Origin of the sequence: Spectribacter acetivorans, assembly GCF_031846305.1 — a bacterium.
Lineage (GTDB): Bacteria > Pseudomonadota > Gammaproteobacteria > Nevskiales > Salinisphaeraceae > Spectribacter > Spectribacter acetivorans.
Genome location: NZ_JAVRHY010000004.1, coordinates 141,605 through 165,493, shown reverse-complemented (window position 1 = coordinate 165,493; position 23,889 = coordinate 141,605). Strand labels below are relative to the sequence as shown.

Annotated in this window: 21 protein-coding genes; 13 read left to right on the top strand and 8 right to left on the bottom strand. The window is 62.9% G+C overall.

The genetic code is table 11. From position 1 onward, the window contains the following. Nucleotides 1-15: 15 nt before the first annotated feature. The 5 genes from RM531_RS06095 (at nt 16) to RM531_RS06075 (ending at nt 4,738) form a co-directional block, all read left to right on the top strand. Entirely contained in the window at nt 16-1,191 is a 1,176-nt protein-coding gene (locus RM531_RS06095) for a phosphoglycerate kinase (RefSeq protein ID WP_311658056.1), read from the top strand. A gap of 110 nt (nt 1,192-1,301) precedes the next feature. Then, nucleotides 1,302-2,147 carry an AAA family ATPase gene (locus tag RM531_RS06090; protein WP_311658055.1) on the top strand — a complete coding sequence of 282 codons (846 nt, stop codon included), beginning with the start codon at nt 1,302-1,304 and terminating at the stop codon, nt 2,145-2,147. A gap of 164 nt (nt 2,148-2,311) precedes the next feature. Further along, nucleotides 2,312-3,490, top strand: coding sequence for a vWA domain-containing protein (locus RM531_RS06085; protein ID WP_311658054.1), 1,179 nt, complete (start codon nt 2,312-2,314; stop codon nt 3,488-3,490). A gap of 80 nt (nt 3,491-3,570) precedes the next feature. Then, nucleotides 3,571-3,984: an MAPEG family protein gene (locus RM531_RS06080; protein WP_311658053.1), complete on the top strand. Its 414-nt coding sequence runs from the start codon at nt 3,571-3,573 to the stop codon at nt 3,982-3,984. Nucleotides 3,985-4,030: 46 nt separating this feature from the next. Then, nucleotides 4,031-4,738, top strand: coding sequence for a SanA/YdcF family protein (locus RM531_RS06075; RefSeq protein WP_311658052.1), 708 nt, complete (start codon nt 4,031-4,033; stop codon nt 4,736-4,738). 18 nt (nt 4,739-4,756) lie between these two features. Here the strand turns inward: RM531_RS06075 and RM531_RS06070 are convergent, their stop codons facing one another. The 7 genes from RM531_RS06070 to RM531_RS06040 form a co-directional block, all read right to left on the bottom strand. Continuing rightward, the gene (locus tag RM531_RS06070) at nt 4,757-6,700 is read right to left on the bottom strand and encodes a DUF1302 domain-containing protein (protein ID WP_311658051.1); all 1,944 of its coding nucleotides are present in this window, start codon (nt 6,698-6,700) and stop codon (nt 4,757-4,759) included. Between the two features lie 45 nt (nt 6,701-6,745). Further along, nucleotides 6,746-8,125: a DUF1329 domain-containing protein gene (locus RM531_RS06065; protein ID WP_311658050.1), complete on the bottom strand. Its 1,380-nt coding sequence runs from the start codon at nt 8,123-8,125 to the stop codon at nt 6,746-6,748. A 144-nt stretch (nt 8,126-8,269) separates the two neighbouring features. Next, nucleotides 8,270-10,975: a penicillin acylase family protein gene (locus RM531_RS06060; RefSeq protein WP_311658048.1), complete on the bottom strand. Its 2,706-nt coding sequence runs from the start codon at nt 10,973-10,975 to the stop codon at nt 8,270-8,272. A gap of 202 nt (nt 10,976-11,177) precedes the next feature. Further along, complete coding sequence (locus tag RM531_RS06055) at nt 11,178-11,987, bottom strand: alpha/beta fold hydrolase (protein WP_311658047.1); 810 nt, start codon at nt 11,985-11,987, stop codon at nt 11,178-11,180. A gap of 53 nt (nt 11,988-12,040) precedes the next feature. After that, nucleotides 12,041-13,141, bottom strand: a complete 1,101-nt coding sequence (locus RM531_RS06050; protein WP_311658046.1) for a zinc-binding metallopeptidase family protein — start codon at nt 13,139-13,141, stop codon at nt 12,041-12,043. Continuing rightward, complete coding sequence (locus RM531_RS06045; protein WP_311658045.1) at nt 13,138-14,082, bottom strand: alpha-E domain-containing protein; 945 nt, start codon at nt 14,080-14,082, stop codon at nt 13,138-13,140. The genes RM531_RS06050 and RM531_RS06045 overlap by 4 nt, the downstream gene beginning before the upstream one ends. Next, a complete protein-coding gene (locus tag RM531_RS06040; RefSeq protein WP_311658044.1) occupies nt 14,082-15,536 on the bottom strand; it encodes a circularly permuted type 2 ATP-grasp protein in 1,455 nt (484 codons plus the stop codon). The genes RM531_RS06045 and RM531_RS06040 overlap by 1 nt, the downstream gene beginning before the upstream one ends. Nucleotides 15,537-15,646: 110 nt before the next feature. Between RM531_RS06040 and RM531_RS06035 the strand changes: the two genes are divergently transcribed. Then, nucleotides 15,647-15,919, top strand: coding sequence for a hypothetical protein (locus RM531_RS06035; RefSeq protein WP_311658043.1), 273 nt, complete (start codon nt 15,647-15,649; stop codon nt 15,917-15,919). Between the two features lie 7 nt (nt 15,920-15,926). Here the strand turns inward: RM531_RS06035 and RM531_RS06030 are convergent, their stop codons facing one another. Next, on the bottom strand, nt 15,927-16,523 hold the full coding sequence (locus tag RM531_RS06030; protein WP_311658042.1) for a 2-hydroxychromene-2-carboxylate isomerase: 597 nt from the start codon (nt 16,521-16,523) through the stop codon (nt 15,927-15,929). A 116-nt stretch (nt 16,524-16,639) separates the two neighbouring features. On the opposite strand from RM531_RS06030, the gene minC reads away from it, so the two are divergent. The 7 genes from minC to RM531_RS05995 all read left to right on the top strand — a co-directional run bounded on the left by minC (nt 16,640) and on the right by RM531_RS05995 (nt 23,785). Further along, nucleotides 16,640-17,314 (top strand): septum site-determining protein MinC, encoded by a 675-nt coding sequence (gene minC, locus RM531_RS06025; protein ID WP_311658040.1) that lies wholly within the window; start codon nt 16,640-16,642, stop codon nt 17,312-17,314. Between the two features lie 3 nt (nt 17,315-17,317). Continuing rightward, the gene (gene minD, locus RM531_RS06020; protein WP_311658039.1) at nt 17,318-18,130 is read left to right on the top strand and encodes a septum site-determining protein MinD; all 813 of its coding nucleotides are present in this window, start codon (nt 17,318-17,320) and stop codon (nt 18,128-18,130) included. Continuing rightward, nucleotides 18,127-18,393 (top strand): cell division topological specificity factor MinE, encoded by a 267-nt coding sequence (minE, locus tag RM531_RS06015; protein ID WP_311651655.1) that lies wholly within the window; start codon nt 18,127-18,129, stop codon nt 18,391-18,393. Before minD ends, minE begins: the two co-directional genes overlap by 4 nt. A gap of 34 nt (nt 18,394-18,427) precedes the next feature. Further along, nucleotides 18,428-20,086 (top strand): GMC family oxidoreductase, encoded by a 1,659-nt coding sequence (locus RM531_RS06010; RefSeq protein ID WP_311658037.1) that lies wholly within the window; start codon nt 18,428-18,430, stop codon nt 20,084-20,086. Nucleotides 20,087-20,217: 131 nt separating this feature from the next. Further along, nucleotides 20,218-20,856 carry a hypothetical protein gene (locus tag RM531_RS06005; protein WP_311658035.1) on the top strand — a complete coding sequence of 213 codons (639 nt, stop codon included), beginning with the start codon at nt 20,218-20,220 and terminating at the stop codon, nt 20,854-20,856. A gap of 80 nt (nt 20,857-20,936) precedes the next feature. Beyond that, nucleotides 20,937-22,052: an OmpA family protein gene (locus RM531_RS06000; protein WP_311658033.1), complete on the top strand. Its 1,116-nt coding sequence runs from the start codon at nt 20,937-20,939 to the stop codon at nt 22,050-22,052. A 44-nt stretch (nt 22,053-22,096) separates the two neighbouring features. Next, a complete protein-coding gene (locus tag RM531_RS05995) occupies nt 22,097-23,785 on the top strand; it encodes a thrombospondin type 3 repeat-containing protein (RefSeq protein ID WP_311658031.1) in 1,689 nt (562 codons plus the stop codon). Nucleotides 23,786-23,889 lie beyond the last annotated feature (104 nt).

Here is a 23,889-nt window from a genome sequence, read left to right as displayed (position 1 = left end):
CGCGGGGTATAAGCCATGCTGCGGATGAGCGACATCGATCTGGCCGGCAAGCGGGTCCTGATCCGTCAGGATCTCAACGTGCCGGTAGACGAGCAGGGCCGGATTACCTCCGAGGCTCGTCTGCGGGCTTCGCTGCCGACCCTGCGCAGCGCGCTGGATGCCGGCGCCAGCGTGTTGGTGATGTCGCATCTGGGACGGCCGAAGGAGGGCAAACCGGACGCCGCCAACAGCCTTGCCCCCGTTGCCGCATGGCTGGCGCAGGCGCTGGATGTTGACGTCCCTCTGGTCACCGACTGGCTCGACGGTGTCGACCTGCCGGCCGGCGGCATCGCCCTGTGCGAGAACGTGCGTTTCAACGTCGGCGAGAAGGCCAACGAAGAAGGCCTGGCGCGGCGCATGGCCGCCTTGTGCGACGTCTACGTCATGGACGCCTTCGGTACCGCCCATCGTGCCCAGGCCTCCACCGAGGGCGTGGCCCGGTTTGCGCCGACCGCCTGTGCCGGGCCGTTGCTGGCCCGGGAAATCGATGCCCTGTCCGCCGCGCTGGAAAACCCGAAGCGGCCGCTGGTGGCCATCATCGGCGGGTCCAAGGTCTCCACCAAGCTGGAGCTGCTGGAGAACCTGTCCGATGTGGCTGATCAGCTGATTCTCGGTGGCGGCATCGCCAATACCTTTCTGGCCGCGGCCGGCTTCGATGTGGGCGCGTCGCTGCACGAAGCTGATCTTGTGGAGACCGCTCGCCGCATTCAGCAGAAGGTGGAGGCCGGCGGCGGCAACATTCCGCTGCCCACGGACGTGGTGTGCGCAACCGAGTTTTCGGTCGAGGCCCACGCTCAGGCGCGGCAGGCCAGTGAAGTGGAAAGCGACGAGATGATTCTCGACGTGGGCCAGCAGACCCGGTCCCGCTTCGCGGCGATTCTGGAAAGCGCCGGCACCATCGTCTGGAACGGTCCGGTAGGTGTGTTCGAGTTCGACCAGTTCGGCGGCGGCACCCGCTCGCTGGCCGAAGCCGTGGCCAGCAGCCCGGCCTTCTCGATTGCCGGCGGCGGCGACACCCTGGCCGCGATCGAGAAGTACGACATCGAAGCCGACATCTCCTATATCTCCACCGGTGGCGGGGCGTTTCTCGAGTTTCTCGAGGGCAAGACCCTGCCCGCCATCGCCGCGCTGGAAGCGCGCAGCGGCGGCTAGCGGCGGTGACCCCGGCGACCCGGCCCGGTTGCCGAACGGCAGCGGGGTTGCTGTATCCTTGCCGGCTTCACGCGAGATAGCTCCTGGTTTGCAACCGAGTAACCCCTGACATGACCACCCGATTTGACGGCTCCGACGCCTACGTCGCCACTGACGATCTGAAAATGGCGGTGAATGCCGCCGCCACCCTCCAGCGGCCCCTGCTGGTCAAGGGCGAGCCCGGCACCGGCAAGACCATGCTGGCGCAGGAGGTGGCCGCGTCGCTGGGCAAGCCGCTGTTCGAGTGGCACATCAAGTCGACTACCAAGGCACAGCAGGGCCTGTACGAATATGACGCCGTGTCCCGGCTGCGCGATTCGCAGCTCGGCGACGACAAGGTGCACGATATTTCCAACTACATTCTCCAGGGGCCGCTGTGGGAATGTTTCGAGTGCGACGAGCAGCCGGTGCTGCTGATCGACGAGATCGACAAGGCCGACATCGAATTCCCCAATGATCTGCTGCGCGAGATCGACCGGATGGAGTTCTACGTCTACGAGACGCGCAAGACGATCAAGGCGAAGCAGCGGCCGATCATCGTGATCACCTCGAATAACGAAAAGGAACTGCCCGACGCGTTCCTGCGCCGCTGCTTCTTCCACTACATCACCTTCCCGGACAAGGAGACGATGCAGGCCATCGTCGACGTGCATTTCCCGGGCATCAAGAAGAAGCTGCTGGCCGAGGCGATGGACCTGTTCTTCGATCTTCGCGACGTGCCGGGCCTGAAGAAAAAGCCGTCCACTTCCGAGCTGCTTGACTGGCTCAAGCTGCTGCTGGCCGAGGACATCCCCGCGGAGACGCTGCGGTCGGCCGACCTCAAGCAGTCCCTGCCGCCGCTATACGGCGCGCTGCTCAAGAACGAGCAGGATGTGCACATGTTCGAGCGGCTGGCCTTCATGTCCAGGCGGCAGTGACGCGCGGCACTGCGGTTTCGAGTTTCACGTTTCAAGTTTCGAGCGGCATACACGGCCGACGTAGCTGTCTTGAAACTCGAAACCCGAAACCTGAGACTGAACCCACGAGTTTTGCCTGAAACCCGAAAGCCGATACCCGGCTGCGCGGGTCACCGTGACTCCCCATGCTGACGGAATTCTTCTACGAACTGCGGCGCGGCGGACTCAAGTGCTCGGTTACCGAGTACCTGACTCTGCTGGAAGCGCTGGACGCCCGGGTGGCCTACGGTAGCCTCGACCAGTTCTATTACCTGTCCCGCGCCACGCTGGTGAAGGACGAAACCCAGTTCGACCGCTTCGACCGGATCTTCGGCGAGTACTTCAAGGGAATCGAGAACGCGGCCGGCGAGCTGTTCGAGGACATTCCGGAAGACTGGCTCAAGCGCATGGCCGAGCTCGAGCTCAGCGAGGAGCAGAAGGCGCAGATCGAGGCCATGGGCGGCTGGGAAGCCCTGATGGAAACGCTCAAAAAGCGCCTGGAAGAACAGACCGAGCGCCACGAGGGTGGCAACAAGTGGATCGGCACGGCCGGCACCTCGCCGTTCGGCGCCTACGGCTACAACCCCGAAGGCATCCGCATCGGGCAGGACGGCTCGCGCAACCGCAGCGCGGTCAAGGTGTGGGACAAGCGGGAGTTCGCCAACCTGGATGACTCGCGCGAGATCGGCACCCGTAACGTCAAGATGGCTTTGCGGCGGCTGCGCCGGTTTGCCCGGGAAGGTGCGGCCAACGAGCTGGATCTGGATCACACCATCGACTCCACCGCCCGCAACGCTGGGCTGCTCGATATCCAGTGGCGGCCGGAACGCCACAACGCGGTCAAGATTCTGCTGTTCTTCGACGTGGGCGGGTCGATGGATCCGCATGTGCGGGTGTGCGAGGAGCTGTTCTCTGCCGCGCGCATGGAGTTCAAGCATCTCGAATACTTCTACTTCCACAACTTCCTCTATGAAGGCGTGTGGAAGGACAACCGCCGGCGCCGCAGCGAGAAGATTTCCACCTTCGACGTGCTGCACAAGTATCCGTCCGACTACAAGGTGATCCTGGTCGGCGACGCCACCATGAGCCCCTATGAGATCGCCTACCCGGGCGGCAGCGTCGAGCACTGGAACGAGGAAGCCGGGGCGGTGTGGCTGCAGCGGCTGCTCGAGGTCTATCCGAAGACCGTCTGGCTCAATCCCGAGCCGGAAAAACACTGGTCCTATACCCCGTCGATCCAGATGACGCGGGAGCTCATGGGGGACCATATGTTTCCCATGTCTCTCGAAGGTCTGGATCGCGCCACCTCCTACCTGACCCGGTAGCGTCGAACGGCCGTGGAGGCTGCTAAGCTCTTCCGGCCGCTCGACGTATCGGGCGTTCCATCAATAACAAGGAGGGGGTCATGAGTACATCCATGATGGCGCTGGCAGGTTTCGCTGCCTGGACGCTTGCATTCATCATCGTCACCATCGGTTACCGGGGCATCCGTGTCCTGACGGGCCAGTTGAAGGCGGATGCCTGGACGCGCGGCCGGGCGGTGGAGGATCCGCCGGTGGTCAAGCGTCTCAACGATGCGTTCGCCAACTGCCTGGAGATGCTGCCGATCTTTGCCGCGGTCATCCTGGCGGCCGCGGTTGCGGGGCAGTCCGCCATCACCGACGGGCTGGCCATAATCTTCCTGGCGGCGCGTATCGGTCAGTCGGTGTCGCACATCGTCTCGGTGCATCACCTGATGATCTTCTTCGTGCGCTTCCCGCTGTTCCTGGTGCAGGTGGGCATTCTCGTGATCTGGTTGCATGGACTGCTGCTGGGTTAACGATGTCGCGCTCCGAGCTGCAAGCGGGGCGGCGCCGTAAGCCGTGATGGCGCGCCCGCGCGGGACCGCCGGCATTCTGGCCACCATGCCCACTCTGGTGGGCATGGTGGCAGTCGCCTTGTTGGCCGGAAACGCCTGGATGGTCACGGCGGCCAGGCCGCACGTCTACGCCGACGCCGGCACCATCCCGGCCAATCAGGTCGGCCTGGTGCTGGGGACCAGTCCGTATACCCGTTCCGGAGAACGCAACCAGCTGTTCCGACACCGGATCGAGGCGGCGTCGGCACTGTTTCACGGCGGCAAGGTTGAGCATCTGCTGCTGTCCGGCGCCAACCCCGACGACACCTACAACGAACCGCGCAAGATGTACCAGGCGCTCATCGAGGCCGGCGTGCCCGGGGATGCGATGACGTTCGACTTTGCCGGCTTCCGGACACTGGATTCCATGATCCGGGCACGCGAGGTTTTCGGCCTCGACAACGTGACCGTGATCTCGCAGCGTTACCACTGCTACCGCGCCGTCTTTCTGGGCCGTCATCGCGGGCTTGCAACCATCGCCTACGCCCATCCGCAGCAGGATGAACGTCAATCCCTGCGGGTGGAGGCGCGGGAGTATCTCGCGCGGGTGGCCGCATTATTCGATCTGTACGTGCTGGGCACCGGGCCCAGGTTTCTGGGCGAACTGCGCCAGTTGCCGCCCGATCCCGCGCTGGACGAAAAAAAGGCGCCGACTCTGAAGCCGGCGCCCGATTGAGCCAGATCGGCTGGCGCGTCAGAACGTATAGCGCATGAAGATGTTCACGAAGTCCCGATCTTCCAGCAGATTGTTGGTATAGCCGCCGCCTCGCACCCCGTTGGGCACGTTCGGGCCCGCGTTGGTGTCCAGCCCGCCCCAGAATGCCGTGTATGAAAGGCCGGCCTCCCAGGCGTCCAGATATTCTGCGGTCAGCCCCAGCGATGCCTGCTTGGTGCCTTCCATGTGATTACGGATAGGCGTCGGGCTGTTCCCGTCCACATCATGGAAGAACCGCAGGCTCGGTGTGAGATTGAAGCGGTTCAGCACGTTCTGATATCGCAGTGCCAGTGCCAGCCGATAGCCCCAGGAATCCGCATCGGCATAGCCTTCGGGGTCCTGAGCAGGTGTGCTGGTGACACCTATCGCAGCCGACGGCTGGTTGGGCACGTAGGTCGCCGGCGCATCCAGTGGCAATTCGTTGGTATCCGGCATACCGGATACGTGCATGCCGGCAAACTCCGCAAGCATGATGGTCTGGTTGGCGCCGGTCCAGTTGGGGCCGAGAATCTTCGTGAATGAGATGTCCCACTGGTAGACGTCGCGGCGGATGAAGCCCTTGAATTCCTTGCCTGGTGCAAAGGTAGTGTCGGTAAAGCCACCGAACGTTTGTGTCGGCGCCGGTGCCCCGAGCGCGAACAGCAGCAGGTCGACGTCGTCGATCTGCAGCGGCTGATCCTGTTTGACGCTGATTTCGCCCTGCACGGCGACGTTTGCGAATGTCAGGTAGCTGTTGAAACTAAGGCCGTAGAGCTTGATGTCCTCGGGATAGTCGAGAAAGAACTGGCCGCTGCCGGTAATTGGGAGGTTCGTGTCTATCGTACCGTCGCCATTGGTGTCGAGTGGGACAATGGTGTCCACAGCACGCCCGCTGATCAGGGGTAAACGGCTGTGATAATTCATGGCGTACAGCGATAGATCGGTGCTGTTCAGCCATTCCAGATAAAAACTCAGACGGCCGCCGTACTGGCCACTGTCCGACGGTGTGTTGTCAGCGACACGCGGGATGTTGGTGCCACCCGGCGCTTCGCCCATGCCGGGCGGACAGGTGCCGCCGGCAGTAATCGACGGTGTGTTCTCGTTGCAGCGACCGAAACCGATCATGGCATCCGTACCCCCGGCGCCCACGAAATCGGTGGTCGAGAAGAAGGTGCCAGCCGGATCGGGAATGGTTTCCTCCCATTCAAACTGGTAGAAGGCTTCGAACGACACGCTGTCTGTGAGCGCCGCCGACACCCAGGCTGCATTGAACGGACGGAAGATTTCCTTGACCTCGGCGCCCGGCCCGCGCGCTTGTCGGGCATCAATCGGCACGATGCTGTTGATGCCGTTCTGGATGAAGGTGGATTCGCCCCAGTTGATCACCTGACGGCCGAGGCGCACGGAGACATAGCGGTTTGCGACATCGAAGCCACCGAAGAGGTAAAGGTCGAACAGCTCTGCGTCATTGGCGATGGCGTCCTGGACGGCGCTGTTCTTGGTTGCCAGGAATGCGTTGGAGCGGCTGCGCCCCGGTCCGAAGTCCTCCGCCGGGAAAAAATCGTCGTCTTCCAGACGGGGATCGTAGCGATAATTGCCGCGGGCAAAGACACCCCAGTCGCCCCGCTGAATCTTCAGTTCGCTGGACAGCTTGATCTGGGAAAAGAACACGTCGCCGGATTCATCGAATGCCTGGTTGCCGTCGTCGCTGTTGACGGAGAAGGAACCCAGGGCACTGTTGGGCGCGCTGTTACCTGGCACGTTGTTGGCCTTGCCGATAAGTTCACGGTTTGCGTCCTGCGTACGCATGGCCAGACCAGCCGTGACGGAACTGATCAGTTCGATATCGAAATCGTCGATTTCGTAGGTCAGCGCATGGCCTGCGCTCGATACGGCCAGTAGTAAGCTGCCCGCCAGTGCGGTGCTCGTCTGATAGCGATTCATAAAATCCCCTCCCGTTCCTTGATCATTATCGGTTATTCGTTGCGGCTACCTGGTCGCGCGGCGCTGGATGTTGCGCGGGTTGAAGTAGCTCTTGTCGTACTCGACGGTTGAATCCCAGAACGCTGTTTCCTCGTTGTTGAGGCCCAGCAGTAGATAGCGTCCGGAGTCCAGGTCGTAGGACGAGAGCATGACAGGGGCCATGAACGGGCGGTCGTAAAGCTGCGCGGTATGACCTTCCATCACTCGCCATAGCTCGCCGCGCTGGTCCCATTGGTCGGCGGCAACAATGTTCCAGCTGTCTTCGTCGATATAGAAGCGGCGCTTGGCGTAGATGTGCGAGGTGCCGTCCTTGACTGTCGCCTCGACCACCCAGACTCGATGCAGTTCGTAGCGCATCAGGTCCTGATTGGTGTGGTCTTCGTTGAAAACGCTTTCGTAGGTTGGTGCCAGCTGAAGGTCATAGCTGTTGTAGGGGACGTAGATTTCCCGCTTGCCGACCAGCTCCCAGTTATAGCGATCGGTGGCGCCATTGAACATGTCGAACTGATCGTTCGTGCGCATGCCGTCGGAGTCGGTCCCCGGGTTGTCGTAGGCAACGTTCGGGGCGCGGCGAATACGCCGCTGTCCCGGGTTGTACAGCCAGGCGCGGCGCGGCTCTTCCACCTGATTGATGGTCTCGTGCACCAGCAGGATCTGTCCGGCACTGCGCGGAGGCTCGAGTACTGTCTGGAGGAAGTAAATGGAGATGTTCTCAAGATCGCTGGGCTCGATGCCCTGCCGGTTGTACGGGAATTTTGTTTCGATCAGCAGCTTGCTCAGGCGATAATCGTCACCCGGCTGGGTAACTATCTGGGCACTGGTGTACTTGACGTCCCCGCCCCGGTAGCGAAGCTTGTGATTCCACACCGCAGCCTTGCCGGGGTTACTGGTTTCCTCGATGAACGGAAACGGAATGCCACCCGTTGCGCCGGCAATGCCTTCGCCGTCCTCGATCAACTCGCTGGTTGCGGCGTTATCGGCCACCGCCTTGTACACCCAGCCCGGATCCGCGTAACTGCGCCGTGTTTCGTAGACCGGCATCTTGTAGGTATCCGGCCAGCGCTGGAGCAGGGCGATCTGGCCGTCAGTGAGATGATCCCGGTGTTGGTCCAGATTGTCGGCGGTAATCACGAACTTCGGTTCGTCGTCCGCATAGGGGTTGGCGTACCGACCTTCCGCGCCACCGAAAGCGGCCGGGGCAGTCGTCAGTCCTCCATCCCATGCCGGGATGGTGCCGGCCTCGTTACCGGCACGCTCGGCGCCGGTCGGCGTCAGTTCGTCGCCGCCTAGCCGGGCGGCCTGTTCGGGTGACACGCCCGCTAGCACGGCGGTGCTGGCCACGGCGAGATAGAAGCCGGCTATGCCGACTCGGCAAATATGTTTCATCTCCATCCTCCAGTTCGCGGTCCTGGCATTGGCGCCTGCTGCCTCGTGACGGGCCCTGGACAACGCCAATGCATAAAGCTTTTCGGTTATCGGCAATCGAGCTCTGTTCCACACCCTTGGTTTGGCGTCACTGTTCGGTCGGGATCAGTCACTGTCACTTACCGTGATTGTGGTCAGTGTCGGATCGTTGCTGATCTGCGTCTCGGTAAACCGGATCGGGCGGTAGTTGCCCGCCGAGAATCGCGCCTGCTGATCGGCGAAGAACGGCGATGTCGAGTCGCTGGACTGTGAGTAACTCAAAAGTCCCACGGCCTCGGGTCCGCTTTCACCGAACGACAGTCCGAAGTGCCAGCTGGTGCCGTTGTTGCGCAGCCAGCCATCGATGCCGGCCGTGGCGGACAGGCCGCCGGTATTGGCCACGGTTTCCTGGGGCGCGATAACCGGATACAGCGTGTCCTGGGCCAGTGGGGAAGCACTCAACGAATTATCGTTGAACACGCCGCTGACCTCGCCATCACCGCCGGGCCATGGAATCGGCGCCCGCGTGGGAGCAAGGCTGGCGAAATCCAGGGGTGGGGCGTTGTTCGAGGGCAGCACGAACTGCACCTGGCCCAGCGGTGCGCCATAGGGAATGCCCGCGTTATCCAGTGCATCAAGCCCGGCTGCGAGTGCGCCAAGCATGGGGTCTTCAGCCAGGTCGGTCGGTGGGTCGGCAGGGATCCGGGGCGTGTTGACCGGGTCAGCCGGGTCGAATGGCACGCTCAGGTCGCCAGGCAGCTGGTCGTCGTAATTGGCGATGAATACCCGGAAGACGTGCGCGCCCACGCTGTCCAGGTTGAACAGACCATCCCAGTTTTCCAGCACGGCGCAGCCCTGATCGACCGATCGGCTCCCGCCTGCCGTTGTCACCGAATCGGTGCCGACGGCGGTGCATCGGGTTCGCAGCGCGTCGAGTACGCCGGTGACGCCGGGTTCGCTGTACAGAGCCCGGTTGGAATACAGCATGTCCATAAGCTCGGTGCCGTTGAACAGCCCGTCGTTGCCAGCCGGTGCGACCGAGCTCGGACCGCTCTCGGTCGGGTTCTGCAGCATGTGCAGACCCAATCGAGTACGCGGTCCCTGTGGTGTTTCGACCGGGCCGTAAAGCGGCGAGAAGCTCGTCAGAAAAGCCTCCGGATTGGTGGCCCAGTAGCTGTCATTGGAGTTTTGGACGAAGTCGCTGCGGGTCAACTTGGGCATGGCTTCGAACGGGGTGAGGAAGTCACGGCTGCCGGGCTGCCAATCGAATAGCGAGGTGGTGCCGGGCAGCACCACGAACCCCTGGCTGTAGGCTGCGCCAATCGTGGGATCGTTTGCGAGGTCGTTGCGGTAAGCCGCTATCGCCTGTGGTGAAAGGTTCGGCACCGAGCTGCCATCGATGTAGAAGGCATTGCCCTGATCATCCGCGTACATGGTATTCACCCAGAGGGTGCCGCGGTTATTGGCGAACACCGACTGGAACTCCTCCAGATTGCTGGCTCGACCCATGCCCAGCCACTGATCGATGATGTCGTCGGCACGGGCGTTGGCGTCACGGTAGGTGATGGCGGCCTGTACGCCGTTGAGTACATCACCCCAGGCCGGGAATGCGGGATTGACGAGATTGGCCGCGATCATCGGGCCGTATTCCGAGTAATAGAAATCCTTCTCCAGTGTCATGGTCTGCGGGCCGCCGGTCGCCACCTGGATGGTGAAGGTGCGTTTGGTAATGGGCCGCGCCTGATCGTCCTTGATGTACGTCGTGCCGTTACCTGCAGTCAGCGCCAGGACGTATGCAGTGAAGCGGTTCGACGTGGTAACCGTATGGGTCCAGCCCAGATTCTCGTTGAAACCGATTTGCGGCAGCGGGTAACCAACCAGACCTGCGCCGACCACATCGATGACGTCCGGTACGGTCATATGGCTCTGCCAGAACCGGCGTGGTCCGTTGTAAGGGAAATGCGGGTTGGCCAGCAGGGCGCCGCCGCCGGTTTCGGACAACTCGCTGCCGATGCCCCAGCCATTGCTGCCCATGGCCAGTGGCAATTCGTCGAGCTGCTTCTGCAGGTCAATATCCGGCAGGTTATCCACGGATATATCCGCGATCAGGTTTCGGGCCGTTTCCATCTGCTGATCACTCATGCCCGAGGTCATTACCGGGCGTGGTGATGGGTCGACGTTCGGGGGTGCTGCGGCGAACAATACGCCGGTGGTGAACAGGTCGCCGCTTGCGAACAGCGCGATGATCCGGTAGTACGCAAACAGGTCTATCGGCGTTATCGGGCGTACCCAGGGCTGGTTGGCACAGCGTGGGTCAGCAATTCCGGCGGCACCGCCCTGGGTAGCGAGATAGTCGTTATACCCGGCGGCGAAGCCCTGAATGATGGCGCGGCTCTCGTCCGAGAGCTGCTCGAATTCGGCCTCAGCCCTTTCATAGACCTCCAGCGCCTTGTAGCTGAAATCCTTGATGATGTTGATGTTCTGCGGGCCTGGCCCGAAGAAGCGGGCCCGCTGGCTATTGGCTTTGACGACCTGCTCGGCAATCAGGCAGATGTTGTCCTGCGCCTGCGCGTAGCCCTGACCGAAGCCCGCGGACTCGAGATTGTCGGCACGAATGTGGGCGGCACCATTCGTGGTGCGCCGGATTTCGGCTTGCAGGTCATCGTCGCCGTCGAAGATACGGTCGGCCGGGACTGGTTCGGGGCCACCAGGGTCGCCGGCATTGGTCGGCGCGCCGTCGTTGTCACCGCCGCAACCCGCCATCATCGTCATGCTCAAGACCAGGGCCAGCCCGGTCGTGCGCATCCCACGCACTGGATTGTTTACCGTCATATCCGTCTCCTCTCCATCGCACCGGCTTTCGTTATGTTGTCGGCTGTAATGCCGTCGGCTTCAGTAGTAAGCACGGCATGCAACAAAAAGGCAATCGGAAATAACCCTTACAGATACCGGCTACGCTCGGTAGCACCGGGCTGCAATAAACAGGTGTATTGCGCCGTGTTAGGGCGGCTTTGCCAAGGCGCAATAAATGCGCTCAGATGCCGAGGAATCGCGCGATATGCGCGGCAACCATGGCCGGCTGTTCAAGGTGCAGCATATGGCCGCACTCGGGTAGCAGGTCGTGCGTGACATCCCTGAAGCAATCACGGCGTCGCTGCATCTCGGCAGCGTCAATCCAGCGGCTCGCCGGTGACCTTCCCCCATCCAGGCAGAGGACCGGGGCCGTTACCTGTTGCCACACCGCCATGTAATCCTCGGGGTGGAAGGCGACCGGAAACGACACGCGATGTAGCGGATCACTGGCCAGCCGGATGCCGCCTTGGTCGTCGGGGCGCGACCAGTCCTCGGCAAGCTGGCGAACCTGTGCGGCAGTGAGTTCCGGATACCGGGCGTGAATCCGTCGAGCCAGGTCATCCAGGTCCGAATAGCGGCGTGGTGCCGGCGGCCGGGATTGTGCCGCCAGCCAGTCCCGGTAGCGGCGGGGCATGGTTTCGGGCGCCGTCGCCGGTACGTTCAGGCTGTCCAGGCAGATCAGATGGGTGACGCGTTCCGGTCGCAGGCCGGCGTAGAGGCTGGCGATCTGCCCGCCCATGCTGTGACCGACCAGCGCGACCGTCTGGTTGCCAGCCAGCGTGTCGATCAGAGCGTCGAGATCGGCCACGTAATCGGGAAACCAGTAACCGTTGGGGGCGCGATCGCTGTCCCCGTGGCCGCGCCAGTCCGGCGCGAGAAGATTGGCCTTCGGCGCCAGATGCTCGGCCATGGGGGCGAAGCTGGCGCCGGTATCCAGTAGTCCATGCAGCAGGAATACGGATGGCCAGTCGTTCCGCGGCCAGTGACGCACACAATGGCTGAGGCCGCGTACCGTCGTGAACGACCGCTGACAGCGCCCGTCCGTCACGCGGATCGGTGGCGTGGTGCCTGCATGGTTGCCCGGTTTCCCGTGGCTGCACGAATGACGTCGTGTATGAAGGCTAGCTTGTCGCGTGCCGGCCCCTCCTGCAGTACGAAGGGGTAGGCGTCGGCCAGTCCCATGCTGCGGTTGATCGCGTTCATGCCGGTGGCCAGCCGGGTCCAGGCGTGCATCATGGTGTCGAATTCCTCCAGCCGTTCGCGCCAGGGCCGGGGCGGCACGAACTGGAATTGCAACGCCGTGTCCAGGGTGTCGGTCATGTGCATGTAGTGGGCCCAGGACTCGGCCCAGTCCTCCCAGGGATGGGCGGTGGCGTAAGCGGTAATGGCATGCCGGGACCAGTCCGTCGGCGCCCCGTCATGGTAATGCCGCTGCAGCGACTGCGCATAGTCGGCACGCTCGTCGCCGAACAGCTCGCGGAATTCGGCGAGTCGGCCCCCTCGCTCGATCAGCAGACTCCAGTAATAGTGACCGATCTCGTGCCGGAAGTGGCCAAGTAATGTGCGGTAGTTCTCGCCCATCTGCGCCTGCATGCGGGCGCGTGCCACCTCATCGGCCTCGGCCAGGTTGATGGTGATGATGCCGTTGAGGTGACCGGTGGAGACCGGGTCGGCACCGATCAGCGGTTCGGTGAACTCGGAATCGGTATCCCGATCCGACAGGAAATCGAACGCCAGGCCGTATTGCGGATCCTGGTCGCGGCCGATCACCGGCAGGGCGAGGTCCAGCAGGGTATAGAGCATGTGCCGCTTGGCGGTCTCCAGCCGGTACCACAAGGCCGGGTGGCGCGGATGCGACAGATTGGGCGTGACCCGGTTCAGCCGGCAGGCGAAGCAGAAATGCTCGGGCTGATCCGCCGGAGTCAGCCAGTTGCACACGTCGTGGTCGCTGTAGTTCCGGCAGCGACGGAATGTCGCGCCGCGCACCCGTCCGGCATCGGGCACCTGCCAGCAGCCGTCGGTGCCGGGTTCCAGCGCGGTCATGGTGTGGAGGCCCGGCGCGTAGCCGAGCAGGCGATCACAGGAGGCGCAGCGGCTGTTGCGGAAGAAGATGCTGTTACCGCACTGGCACTGGAAGGTCTTCAAGCCTCCGCCTCCACACGCATGCCGAAGTAGGTGGCATCGATACAGGCATGCAGGCTGATGAGTTGACGCTGCACGTGATCGAGGAAATCGCTGAGCCCGTGATCGATCAGGCTGGCCATGCTGGCTTCACCCAGCATCGCTTCAGTGCGACGGCAGAGCTCGATGCCTGCGGCGCCATCCGGTAGCCGCGCCAGCCGCTTTTCAGCGGCCTCGACGCAGAAGCGCACCGACCGCGGGAACGCCTGATTCTGCAGCAGGAATCCGAGTACCCGCGGGCCGGATACGCGGCTGCGGACATGTCGGCGATACATCTGATAGCCCGACAGCGAACGCAGCATGCTCAGCCATTGCAGGCTCTGGAACGGCGGCAACCCGTCACGCGCCTGCTCCAGCAGATCCTCGGTACGCACGTCCACGATCCGGGTGGTCATGTCGGCCCGCTCGATGTTCACGCCGAGTTGCAGGAATTCGTAGGCGGCATCGCGACTCATGCCGCTGTCGAGCAGTCCCGCCACCATGCGGCCGCAGCGCAGCACCCGGTCCAGCAGTCCCTGGCGCCGTCGTCGTGGCAGGGCTTCGTTACCGTGGCCGGAGAGAAAGTTGTAGAGCTCGTTGATTTCTTCCCAGGCTTCGCGCGGCACGATGTCGCGGGTGGTGCGCAGGTTGTCACGAGCCGAAGCCAGTGACTGGCGAATCGACGTCGGGTTGAGCGGGTCCAGTATCAGGAAGCGCATGACGTCGAGTTCGCCGCCCTCGGGATAACGCTCGTCAAAGAATGCTTCCGCGCCGTTGATTTCCACCAGGGGTCGCCAGTCGAAGTCGGTCTGACGCGGTAGGTCGAGCAGCAGGTAGGTGGTCACGTTGATCAGGCGGGCGGTGTTCTCCGCGCGCTCGATGTAACGACCGGCCCAGTACAGATTGTTGGCGACGCGGGACAGCATTATTCGACTACCCAGGTGTCCTTGCTGCCGCCGCCCTGGGAGCTGTTGACGACCAGTGACCCCTCTCGCAGGGCGACCCGGGTCAGGCCACCCATGGTTACGTAGGGATTCTCGCGGGCGAGGATGAACGGCCGCAGGTCCACGTGACGCGGCGCCAGTTCACCGTCCACCAGCGTGGGCGTGGTGGACAGCGACAGGGTGGGCTGGGCGATGTAGTTGCCGGGACGTGCCCGGATCAGATCGGCGAATACCGCCCGCTCCTCGGCGCTGGACCGCGGGCCGATCAGCATGCCGTAACCGCCGGATTCGTTGGCCGGCTTGACCACCAGTTGATCCAGATTGGCCAGCACGTGATCGCGCTGTTTCGGGTCCATGCAGAGGAAGGTGGGCACATTCGGCAGTATGGGCTCTTCACCGAGGTAATAGCGGATCAACTGCGGGACAAAGGCGTATACCACCTTGTCGTCCGCCACCCCGGCCCCCGGTGCATTGGCCAGCGCCACGTTGCCCTTGAGCCAGGCACGCATCAGACCCGGCGTGCCAAGCATGGAATCGCGGTTGAATGCCTCGGGATCGAGAAACAGGTCATCCACCCGGCGGTAGATCACGTCGACCCGCTGCAACCCGAAGACCGTGCGGGTGTACACGCAGTCATCATCGGCCACCACCAGGTCGCTTCCCTGGACCAGTTCCGCCCCCATCTGCCCGGCCAGCCAGGCGTGTTCGAAGTAGGCCGAGTTGTAGATGCCCGGTGTCAGCAGCGCCACATTGGGCGTTTCCCCGGGGCGGGGCGAGAGCTGCGCCAGCGTATCGAGCAGTTCGCTAGGGTATTCGTCCACCGGCAGGATCGACATGCGTTCGAAGATTTCCGGAAACACCCGCTTGCAGATCAGGCGATTCTCCACCATGTAGGCCACCCCGGACGGCACGCGCAGATTGTCCTCCAGCACGAAAAGACTGCCGTCGGCATCACGCACCAGATCCGACCCGCAGATATGCGCCCAGATGTCGCCCGGCGGCCGCATGCCGATGCACTGGGGCCGGAAATTCATCGACTGGGCCAGCACCTCGCGCGGCAGGATGCCGTCACGGACAACCAGCTGCCGGTCGTAGATATCGGCAATGAAGGCATTGAGGGCCGTCAGCCGTTGCACCAGACCGGTGCGGGTGCGCTGCCATTCGCGGGCATCAATGACCCGCGGCACGATGTCGAACGGCCAGGCGCGGTCGATCGCCGCGCCTTCCGAATACACCGTGAAGGTGATGCCCATGGCCTGAATCGCGAGGTCGGCCGCCAGGCGTCGGGCCTCGCGTTCCTCGCCCGGCCACCCCTGCAGGAAACTCAGCAGCTCGGCCGCGGCCGGCCGCGGTACACCATTGCCATCGAACAATTCGTCGTAGCACCCCGGGCTTTGATAGGGCGTGGTGCTGGTCGGCGGCGACGGATTGACCATTGAGTGTCGGTGGCGGGGTGCGGCGGTGGCTCAAAGTAGCAAGAAACCGGCCATGGCGAATCGCTCGCGAGTGTTAGAGTCCGAGCGTGGTTTCGATGGAAGTTCCGCCCATGCCATTTCGCCAGTTCCTGCTTGCCGCTGTGATCGCCACGGTTGCCCTGCCGGCGGTCGCCGCAGACATCAACGCCCGCCGTCTGATTACCGATGACTGCACCGGCTGTCATGGCAACGAGGTGTTCAGCCGTCAGGACCGCACGGTCAGTTCAATGCCGGGGCTGAAGGCGCGCGTGCGCAACTGCACCGCCGTTGCCGGCGCGGACTGGAGTAGCAATGAGATGCAGGCGGTGGTCGAGTATCTGAACGAGCGCTACTACGACTTCTGAGGCGTCGCTAGGACTCCTGCAGGTAGGCCTTCAGCAGCGGTACGCGGTCATTGCCCCAGAACATGACGTCGCCCACGAAGAATGTCGGGGCACCGAAGGCACCGCGGGCGACGGCTTCGTCGGTGTTGGCCCGCAGCCGGTCCTTGATTTCCTGCGACTGCATCTGCTGAGCGACCGCGTCGGCGGACAGGCCTGCGCCTTCCGCGACCTCGGCCAGCACTGCGGGGTTGTTAATATCCCGTCCCTCACCCCAGTGCGCCGCCATCACGGCGCGGGCAAAGGCCGGCCCTTGGCCGCTTTCCTCGGCCACCAGGGCGGCTCGCAGGGCCTGGATACTGTTGGCGGGAAAGCTTTCCGGAAACCGCAGGGGCACCCCGTACAGGCTTGCCCAGCGTTGCAGGTCCTCGAACAGGTACCGACCCTTGGCCGCCACCTCGGCTGGCGCGCGGTTGCCGGTGGCCTTGAATACGCCGCCCAGCAGGAAGGGGCGCCAGTTGAGCGCGATCCCTGCCTCCTCTGCGAGGGTCTCGATGCGCGTGGCGGCCAGATAGGTGTAGGGGCTGGCAGGGTCCCAGAAGAATTCCAGACTCGAGGGGTGAGGCACGCCGATTCTCCGAAATGGTGGGTGCCGGATTCTGGCACCGGGGCCCGGCCGCCACAACCAATCCGGAAAGGTCACATGTTAGACTGCGTTTCCATGCAGCAGCCCGTTTCAACCCCATGGCGATAACCGCCCAGGCCGGCGCCGCCATTGCGTTCAAGGGCCGCATGATGGCCCTGACCGTGGTTGAAATCCGCGATCCCGATCCGGAGCGGCTGGCCCAGGATATTCAGGCGCACATGGGCAAGGCGGGGGATTTCTTCCGCGGCATGCCGGTGGTGATTTCGCTCGGGGATGCCTCGGCGGATCTGTCCGTGCTGGCCGACCTGCTGCGCGGCCACGGCATGGTGCCCGTGGCGTTGCTGGATGGCGATCCGGACCAGGCGGCGACCGCCGGGCTGGGCGTGATCGGCGCCGGCCGGGTGCCGACGGAACCGAAGGCCGAACCGCGGCGCGCGCCGGCCCGTGCGGCACGAACCATTACCCGGCCGGTTCGCTCGGGGCAGCAGATCTACGCCCGCGATACCGATCTGGTAGTGATGGCGGCGGTCGGCGAAGGCGCGGAAGTGATTGCCGACGGCCATATTCACATATACGGCACACTGCGCGGCCGGGCGCTGGCCGGGGCCCAGGGCGATACCTCGGCCCGCATTTTCTGCCGCCGATTCGAACCCGAGCTGGTGGCCGTGGCGGGCAACTATAAGGTAGCGGATGATATGCCGGACAGCTGGCGGGGACAGGCCGTGCAGGTACGGCTGGATGGCGAAAGCCTGATTATCGAGCAACAGGAGTAGGGCGTGGCGCGAATAATAGTTGTGACTTCCGGCAAGGGCGGCGTGGGCAAGACCACCACTGCGGCCTCCTTTGCCGCCGGCCTGGCCAAGGCCGGGCACAAGACGGTGGTAATCGACTTCGACGTGGGGCTTCGCAACCTCGATCTGATCATGGGTTGCGAGCGGCGTGTGGTCTACGACTTCGTCAACGTGATCAGCAAGGAGGCCAACCTCAAGCAGGCGCTGATCCGGGACAAGCGGGTGGAGAATCTCTACATCCTTGCCGCCTCGCAGACCCGCGACAAGGATGCCCTGACCGATGACGGCGTGGCCCGCGTGCTCGAGGACCTGAGCAGCGATTTCGATTACATCGTGTGCGATTCGCCGGCAGGTATCGAACGCGGTGCGATGATGGCCATGCACTTCGCCGACGAAGCGCTGATCGTGACCAATCCGGAAGTCTCGTCGGTGCGGGATTCCGACCGGGTGCTGGGCATGCTCGAGGCACGTACCAAGCGAGCCGCCAACGGCGAAGACCCGGTCAAGCAGCATCTGGTGCTCACCCGCTACGCCTCGTCGCGCGTGGGCAAGGGCGAAATGCTGTCGGTGGAAGACGTCACCGACATCCTCGCGATTCCGCTGCTCGGGGTGATCCCGGAATCCGAGGCGGTGCTCAACGCGTCCAATGCCGGCAGTCCGGTTATTCTGGAGCAGGACAGTAGCGCCGGCCTGGCCTATGACGACATGGTGGCGCGGTTCCTGGGCGAGGATCGCCCGATGCGCTTTCTCGAAGATAAGAAGGGGTTGTTCGGACGGATGTTCGGGAGGCGGGCATGAGCTGGCTGAATCTGTTCAAGGCCGATCGCAAGGGCTCGGCATCGCTGGCCAAGGAGCGCCTGCAGGTGGTGGTGGCCCACCGCCGGTCCAACCGCGGCGATCACCCGGCCTATTTCCCCAAGCTGCAAAAGGATCTGCTGCGGGTGCTGCGCAAGTACGTGGAGGTCAGCGACGATGCCGTGCAGATGGACATCGAGCGCGACGGGGACCTTGAAGTGCTTGAGCTGAACATCACGCTGCCCGAACAGCAGGCGCGGAACTGACGCCGTAAGGCTTTCGTCCCCGGGGATTGCCGCCGTGAGCCGTCAACAGCATTTCGATTACGTCATTGTCGGCGGCGGCTCGGCCGGCTGCGTGCTGGCCAACCGGCTATCGGCCGATCCCGACGTGTCTGTCTGCCTGCTCGAGGCGGGCCCTTCCGACCGATGGAACCCGTTCATCCGCATCCCGGTGGGGGTGATCGCGATGATGTGGGGGCGTGCCTACAACTGGGCCTTTCGCACCGAGCCACAGAAGAACCTGAACGACCGCGAGCTGTTCTGGCCGCGGGGCAAGACGCTGGGTGGTTCCAGCGCGGTCAACGCCATGTGCTACACCCGCGGCGATCCCAGTGACTATGACCATTGGGCCGATCTGGGCAACCGGGGTTGGGGCTACCGTGATCTGCTGCCGTACTTCCGCATGTCGGAAAACTTCGAGGCCGGCGAAAACGAATATCACGGGGCCGGTGGCGGCTATAACGTCGCGCAACTGCGCGAGACCAATCCGCTCAGCGGCGTCTTTCTGAAAGCCGCCGAAGAATGCGGTTTCCCCGCCAACAACGATTTTTCCGGCGCCACGGACGAAGGCTTCGGCTATTACCACGTGGCGCAGAAGGACGGCCGGCGCTGCTCCAACGCGCACGCCTTCCTGCATCCGGTGGCCCGCCGCCCCAATCTGACCGTCCTGACCCGCACCCGGGGCTTGAAGGTGCTGGTCGAAGGCAAGCGGGCCGTGGGCGTGACGGTCAAGCGCAAGGGCCGGCTGCGGCCGAACGAGATACGTGCGGATCGCGAAGTCATTCTTGCCGGTGGCGCGATCAACTCGCCGCAACTCTTGCTGTTGTCCGGGATCGGGCCGCGCGAGGAAATCGAGCCCCACGGCATCGATCTGGTCCATGAACTGCCGGGCGTCGGCCGCAATCTGCAGGACCATCTCGACATCACCCTGATTCACCGCGAACGAACGCGTCTGGGCATCAGCCTGCATCCCCGCTGGCTGCTCACCCGCGGTATTCCGGCGCTGTTCCGTTATTTTCTCGGAGGACGGGGCGGTGCACTCAGCAGCAACGTGGCCGAAGCCGGCGGCTTCGTGAAACTGCGCGATGAGGACCCCGTCTGCAGCCTGCAATGCCACTTCCTGCCCGCCATCGAGCAGGATCACGGTCACAACCTCTGGAACACCTTCCGGTACTACGGTTATTCACTGCGCATCTGCGACCTGCGGCCGCGCTCGCGCGGCCATATCGGGCTACGCAGCGCCGCGCCGTCGGACGATCCGCTGATTCAGCCCAACTACCTCGACCAGAAGCCGGATATGGATCACCTGGTGGCCGCGGTCAGGCTCGGTCGCCGTCTGCTCGATAGCAATGCGTTCGCGCCGCATCGACGCGACGAGTTCAAGCCCGGCACGTCGGTACAGTCTGATGACGACATCCGCGAATTCATCCGCGCCGAGGCCGAAACCATCTACCACCCGGTGGGTACCTGCCGCATGGGCCCGGATCCCGCCGAGGCGGTGGTCGACGACCGCCTGCGGGTTCACGGCATGCGCGGCCTGCGCGTGGTGGATGCTTCGATCATGCCCACGCTGGTCGGCAGTAATACCAACGCGCCGACGACAGCAATTGCGGAGAAGGCGGCCGAGATGATCCGGGAAGATGGGACTGATGATGTCAGCAACCGCGACGCGGGTTGATACACCTGATGGCCGCTTTGTAAGTGGTATCGATATTTTTCTGTCTAACGCGACTTACAAAATCCACCTCGAGTGATATATTCGAGAGAAATTGATATCGTCCGGCGCTACTGTCGGATCAGGGAGAAGCCATGAAACGCATGATTTTGTCGCTGGCACTTGCTGCAGGTGCCATTACGCAGGTGAATGCTCAGACGCTGCCCGGTGTCGGGGGACTCCCGAGCGCTGATTCGGGGGCGGATCCGGGTCTTCTGCTCGATCTTCTCAACGGCGGGTTCGATCAGTTCGCGGGCGAAGACGGCATGCTGCCTGCCGGAGAGGGTGTCGGCCAGCTCATGGGTCTGGGCGAACAGGTGCGTACATTGCTGGTCGACCCACTGAATAGTGCGTTGCCTGACCCCCTCCTGCTTCCGCTGTTGAGCGACCTCTCCATTGCTCTGTCGGATCTGAATACGGGTGGTACACCATCGCTCCCAGGTCTGCCTGGATTACCGGGTGACGGAGAGGAAGGCGACCTGCCCGACTTCCCGGGTGCGGATGATCTCTCGGGTGTCCTTGAAGGTCTGATTGGTGAAGCGGGTGGCGCGGAGCAATTGACGATGCTCCTGGCTTCGCTGACCGGAGGCGATCTGGGCGATCCGGCGATGCTGGCCGATCTGCTCGATCCGAGCGGTTTGCAGGGCATGTTCGAAGACCTGATTGGCGAAGCAGGTGGCGCGGAGCAGTTGACCATGGTGCTCGACGGCCTCGCTGAAGTTGCGCCGCAGTAAGCCGGCTCGCGGTACGAGAGGATTCAGCATCTGCGTGGATGCCAAGTCGGTTACGGCCTAAAGACACAGGGATACAGATCATGATTCGACGAACGATTATCGTGGCGATTTTGGGTGGCGGCATAGTCGCCCCCAGCGCCTTCGCCCAATCCGAGCCCGAGCGTCAGGTTGCAGCTGATGTGGCGGCCACGGACCGTTCGGGCCCCTATTTCAGCGCCATGCCTTACGCATTCTTCCCCGACGATAACCGGCTGACCGATGGGAAGGTTAGCGATGGTATCGCGCTGGGGTTTGGCTGGCATCTTCGGAATCAGTTCGATGTCGAGGTGCAGGCTTTCCGAACGGTTATCGAGACCGAGGATCTCAACATTCCCGGGTTGACCGACTTCTATCAGTACGGCGCAAGCATCGATCTTCGATATCGTCTTCTGCGCGGACAGGGGTGGACGCCTTATGGCCTGATCGGCGCCGGCGTGGTCCACAACGATGTGGTGCCGGACTCCGCGGACGACACTGGTGCCTTTGGCAACGTGGGTCTGGGTTTTGTGACGGCAGAGCTGGGCGGCTACGCGGTTCGCATTCGTGGTGAGGGACGCTACATCCACGACGACTACGAATTCGGCAACGAAAGCGGCATGGATGACTGGCGGGTCAGCCTGGGTGTGGAAATACCGCTGGGTTCCCGCGTTGTCGAGAAGGAAGTGGTACGCGAAGTCGTTCGCGAGAAGCAGGTCATCAAGGAAGTCCCGGCCAAGATTACTGACAGTGACGGTGATGGCGTCCCGGATCAGAACGACCGCTGCCCCGATACGCTCCGGGGTCTGCGTGTGGATAGCCGCGGCTGCGCCGAGAAGAACCAGACGCTGCGTCTCGAGGGCGTCACGTTTGCGCTTGATTCAGCACAACTGACACCCGGTGCGCGCACCACGCTTGATCGCGTGGTGAGATCATTGCAGGGGCAGCCGACCCAGCGGGTGGAGATTGCTGGCCACACCGACAGCACCGGCAGCGCAAGCTACAACCAGAATCTTTCGCAGGAGCGGGCGGCTTCGGTCCGGAGCTATCTAGTAAGTGCCGGTATCGAGTCGTTCCGTCTAGTGGCTCGCGGGTATGGCGAGACCCAGCCTGTCGCCAGCAATGAAACCGATTACGGGCGCGCACGCAACCGGCGGGTCGAGTTCCGCGTGTTGCAGTAAGCGATGACTGACCCGAAACCGAGCAGGAATTCCGGAGACCTCTCATGAATTTGAATATTTTCCGCTTGATTATCTTGAGTGCGGCGCTGGCTTCGGGTGCGAGCCTGGTTGGCTGCGGCGGTGCTGATGGGGACGGCCCCCCGCCGAATAATCCGTCCGCCGACAATGATTCTGACCGTGATGGCGTGGTCAACGCCATGGACAACTGTCCGACCACGCCGAATCCGCAGCAGACGGATTCGGACAACGACGGCATCGGCGACGCCTGCGACAACGATCGCGACGGTGATGGGGTGGCCAACGCTGTTGACAACTGCCCGGATACACTGAATCCGGACCAGATTGACCTGGATGGCGATGGTGTCGGTGACGCTTGTGACAACGTGGTTGACCGAGACGATGACGAAGTTGTGGATGTGGACGATAACTGCCCGGCAACGCCGAATCCGAATCAGCTGGATTCCGATGATGACGGCGTCGGGGACGTCTGCGACGACGATCGCGACGGAGATGGTGTCGATAACGGCCCGGATAACTGTCCGGATACGGCCAATCCTCAGCAGGAGGACACCGATGGCGACGGTGTCGGTGATGCTTGCACCGACGACGTCGATGGTGACGGCATCCCGGACGTTGCGGATAACTGCCCGACTACGCCCAATTCAGATCAGACTGACACGGATTCCGACGGCACTGGTGATGCCTGTTCGGACGATAATGATGGTGACGGCATTCCGGACGACGAGGACAACTGCCCTTTGGTCCCGAATGCGGATGACCAGCAGGATGATCAGGATGACGACGGGATTGGCGATGCCTGCGATGACGATATCGACGGCGATGGCCTAGACAACGAGAACGATAATTGCCCGCTCGTTGACAACCCGGATCAGACAGATTCGAATATGGATGGCACTGGCGATGCGTGCACGATGAACAACGATGCCGATGACGATGGTGTCGACGATGGCGTCGATAATTGCCCGATGACGCCGAACCCCGACCAGGAAGATTTGGACGGTGACGGGGTTGGTGATGTCTGTGATGACGATATTGATGGCGATGGATTCGACAACGATCCCGACAACTGCCCCCTGATTGCGAATGCGGACCAGACGGATAGTGATGACGACGGCATCGGTGATGCCTGCCAGCTACCGAATGTGGCATGTGGCACTGGCACGACCGATACGTCGCCCATGCTTCGTCCTTTGAATGAGACCGGCACGATGGCTGATGGGCAGACGGACGGCCTTTGCCTGCTTTGTTCAGTTGTTGAGCCGGAGAACGTGGTCGACGTTCCGCTCGATAACGCAGCCCGCATGAACAACTCTGTGAACGCGATTGGCGGTACCACCATCAGCGTGGTTCCCCCGGGCGATGTCACGGTATCCGGCAGTGGCGCGATGGGTGATCCCGCCGATACCGCCCTTGTTGGGTTTGGTGTCAGCAGTCCCGATGCGCTTCTCCGAGTGGACTTGCTTAGCGGCCTTACGGTTACGCTGCTACAGGACGGCCAAGAGTTGCCGCAGCAGAACCTGAGTCTGCTTGATCTAGATCTGCTCGGCATCGTCGGCGGCGATCCGGTCTTCTTCGTTGGCTTCACGGCGGAAGACTTGCCGGAACCCACGACATTCGACGAAGTGCGACTTTCCTTCAGCGGGGTTCTCGACGCGCTGTCAACGCTGGACGTGTTCGCGGCTTGCGTGAGGGATGATGCACCGGCGCCGTAGCGTTATGCCGTGAGACCATGACCGGGATCGGGCCTGCTGCTTTCCCGGGAACGGCCGGCTTCACAGGTCCGGCATCGCCACTGGCGCGATGCCGGACCTTTTTG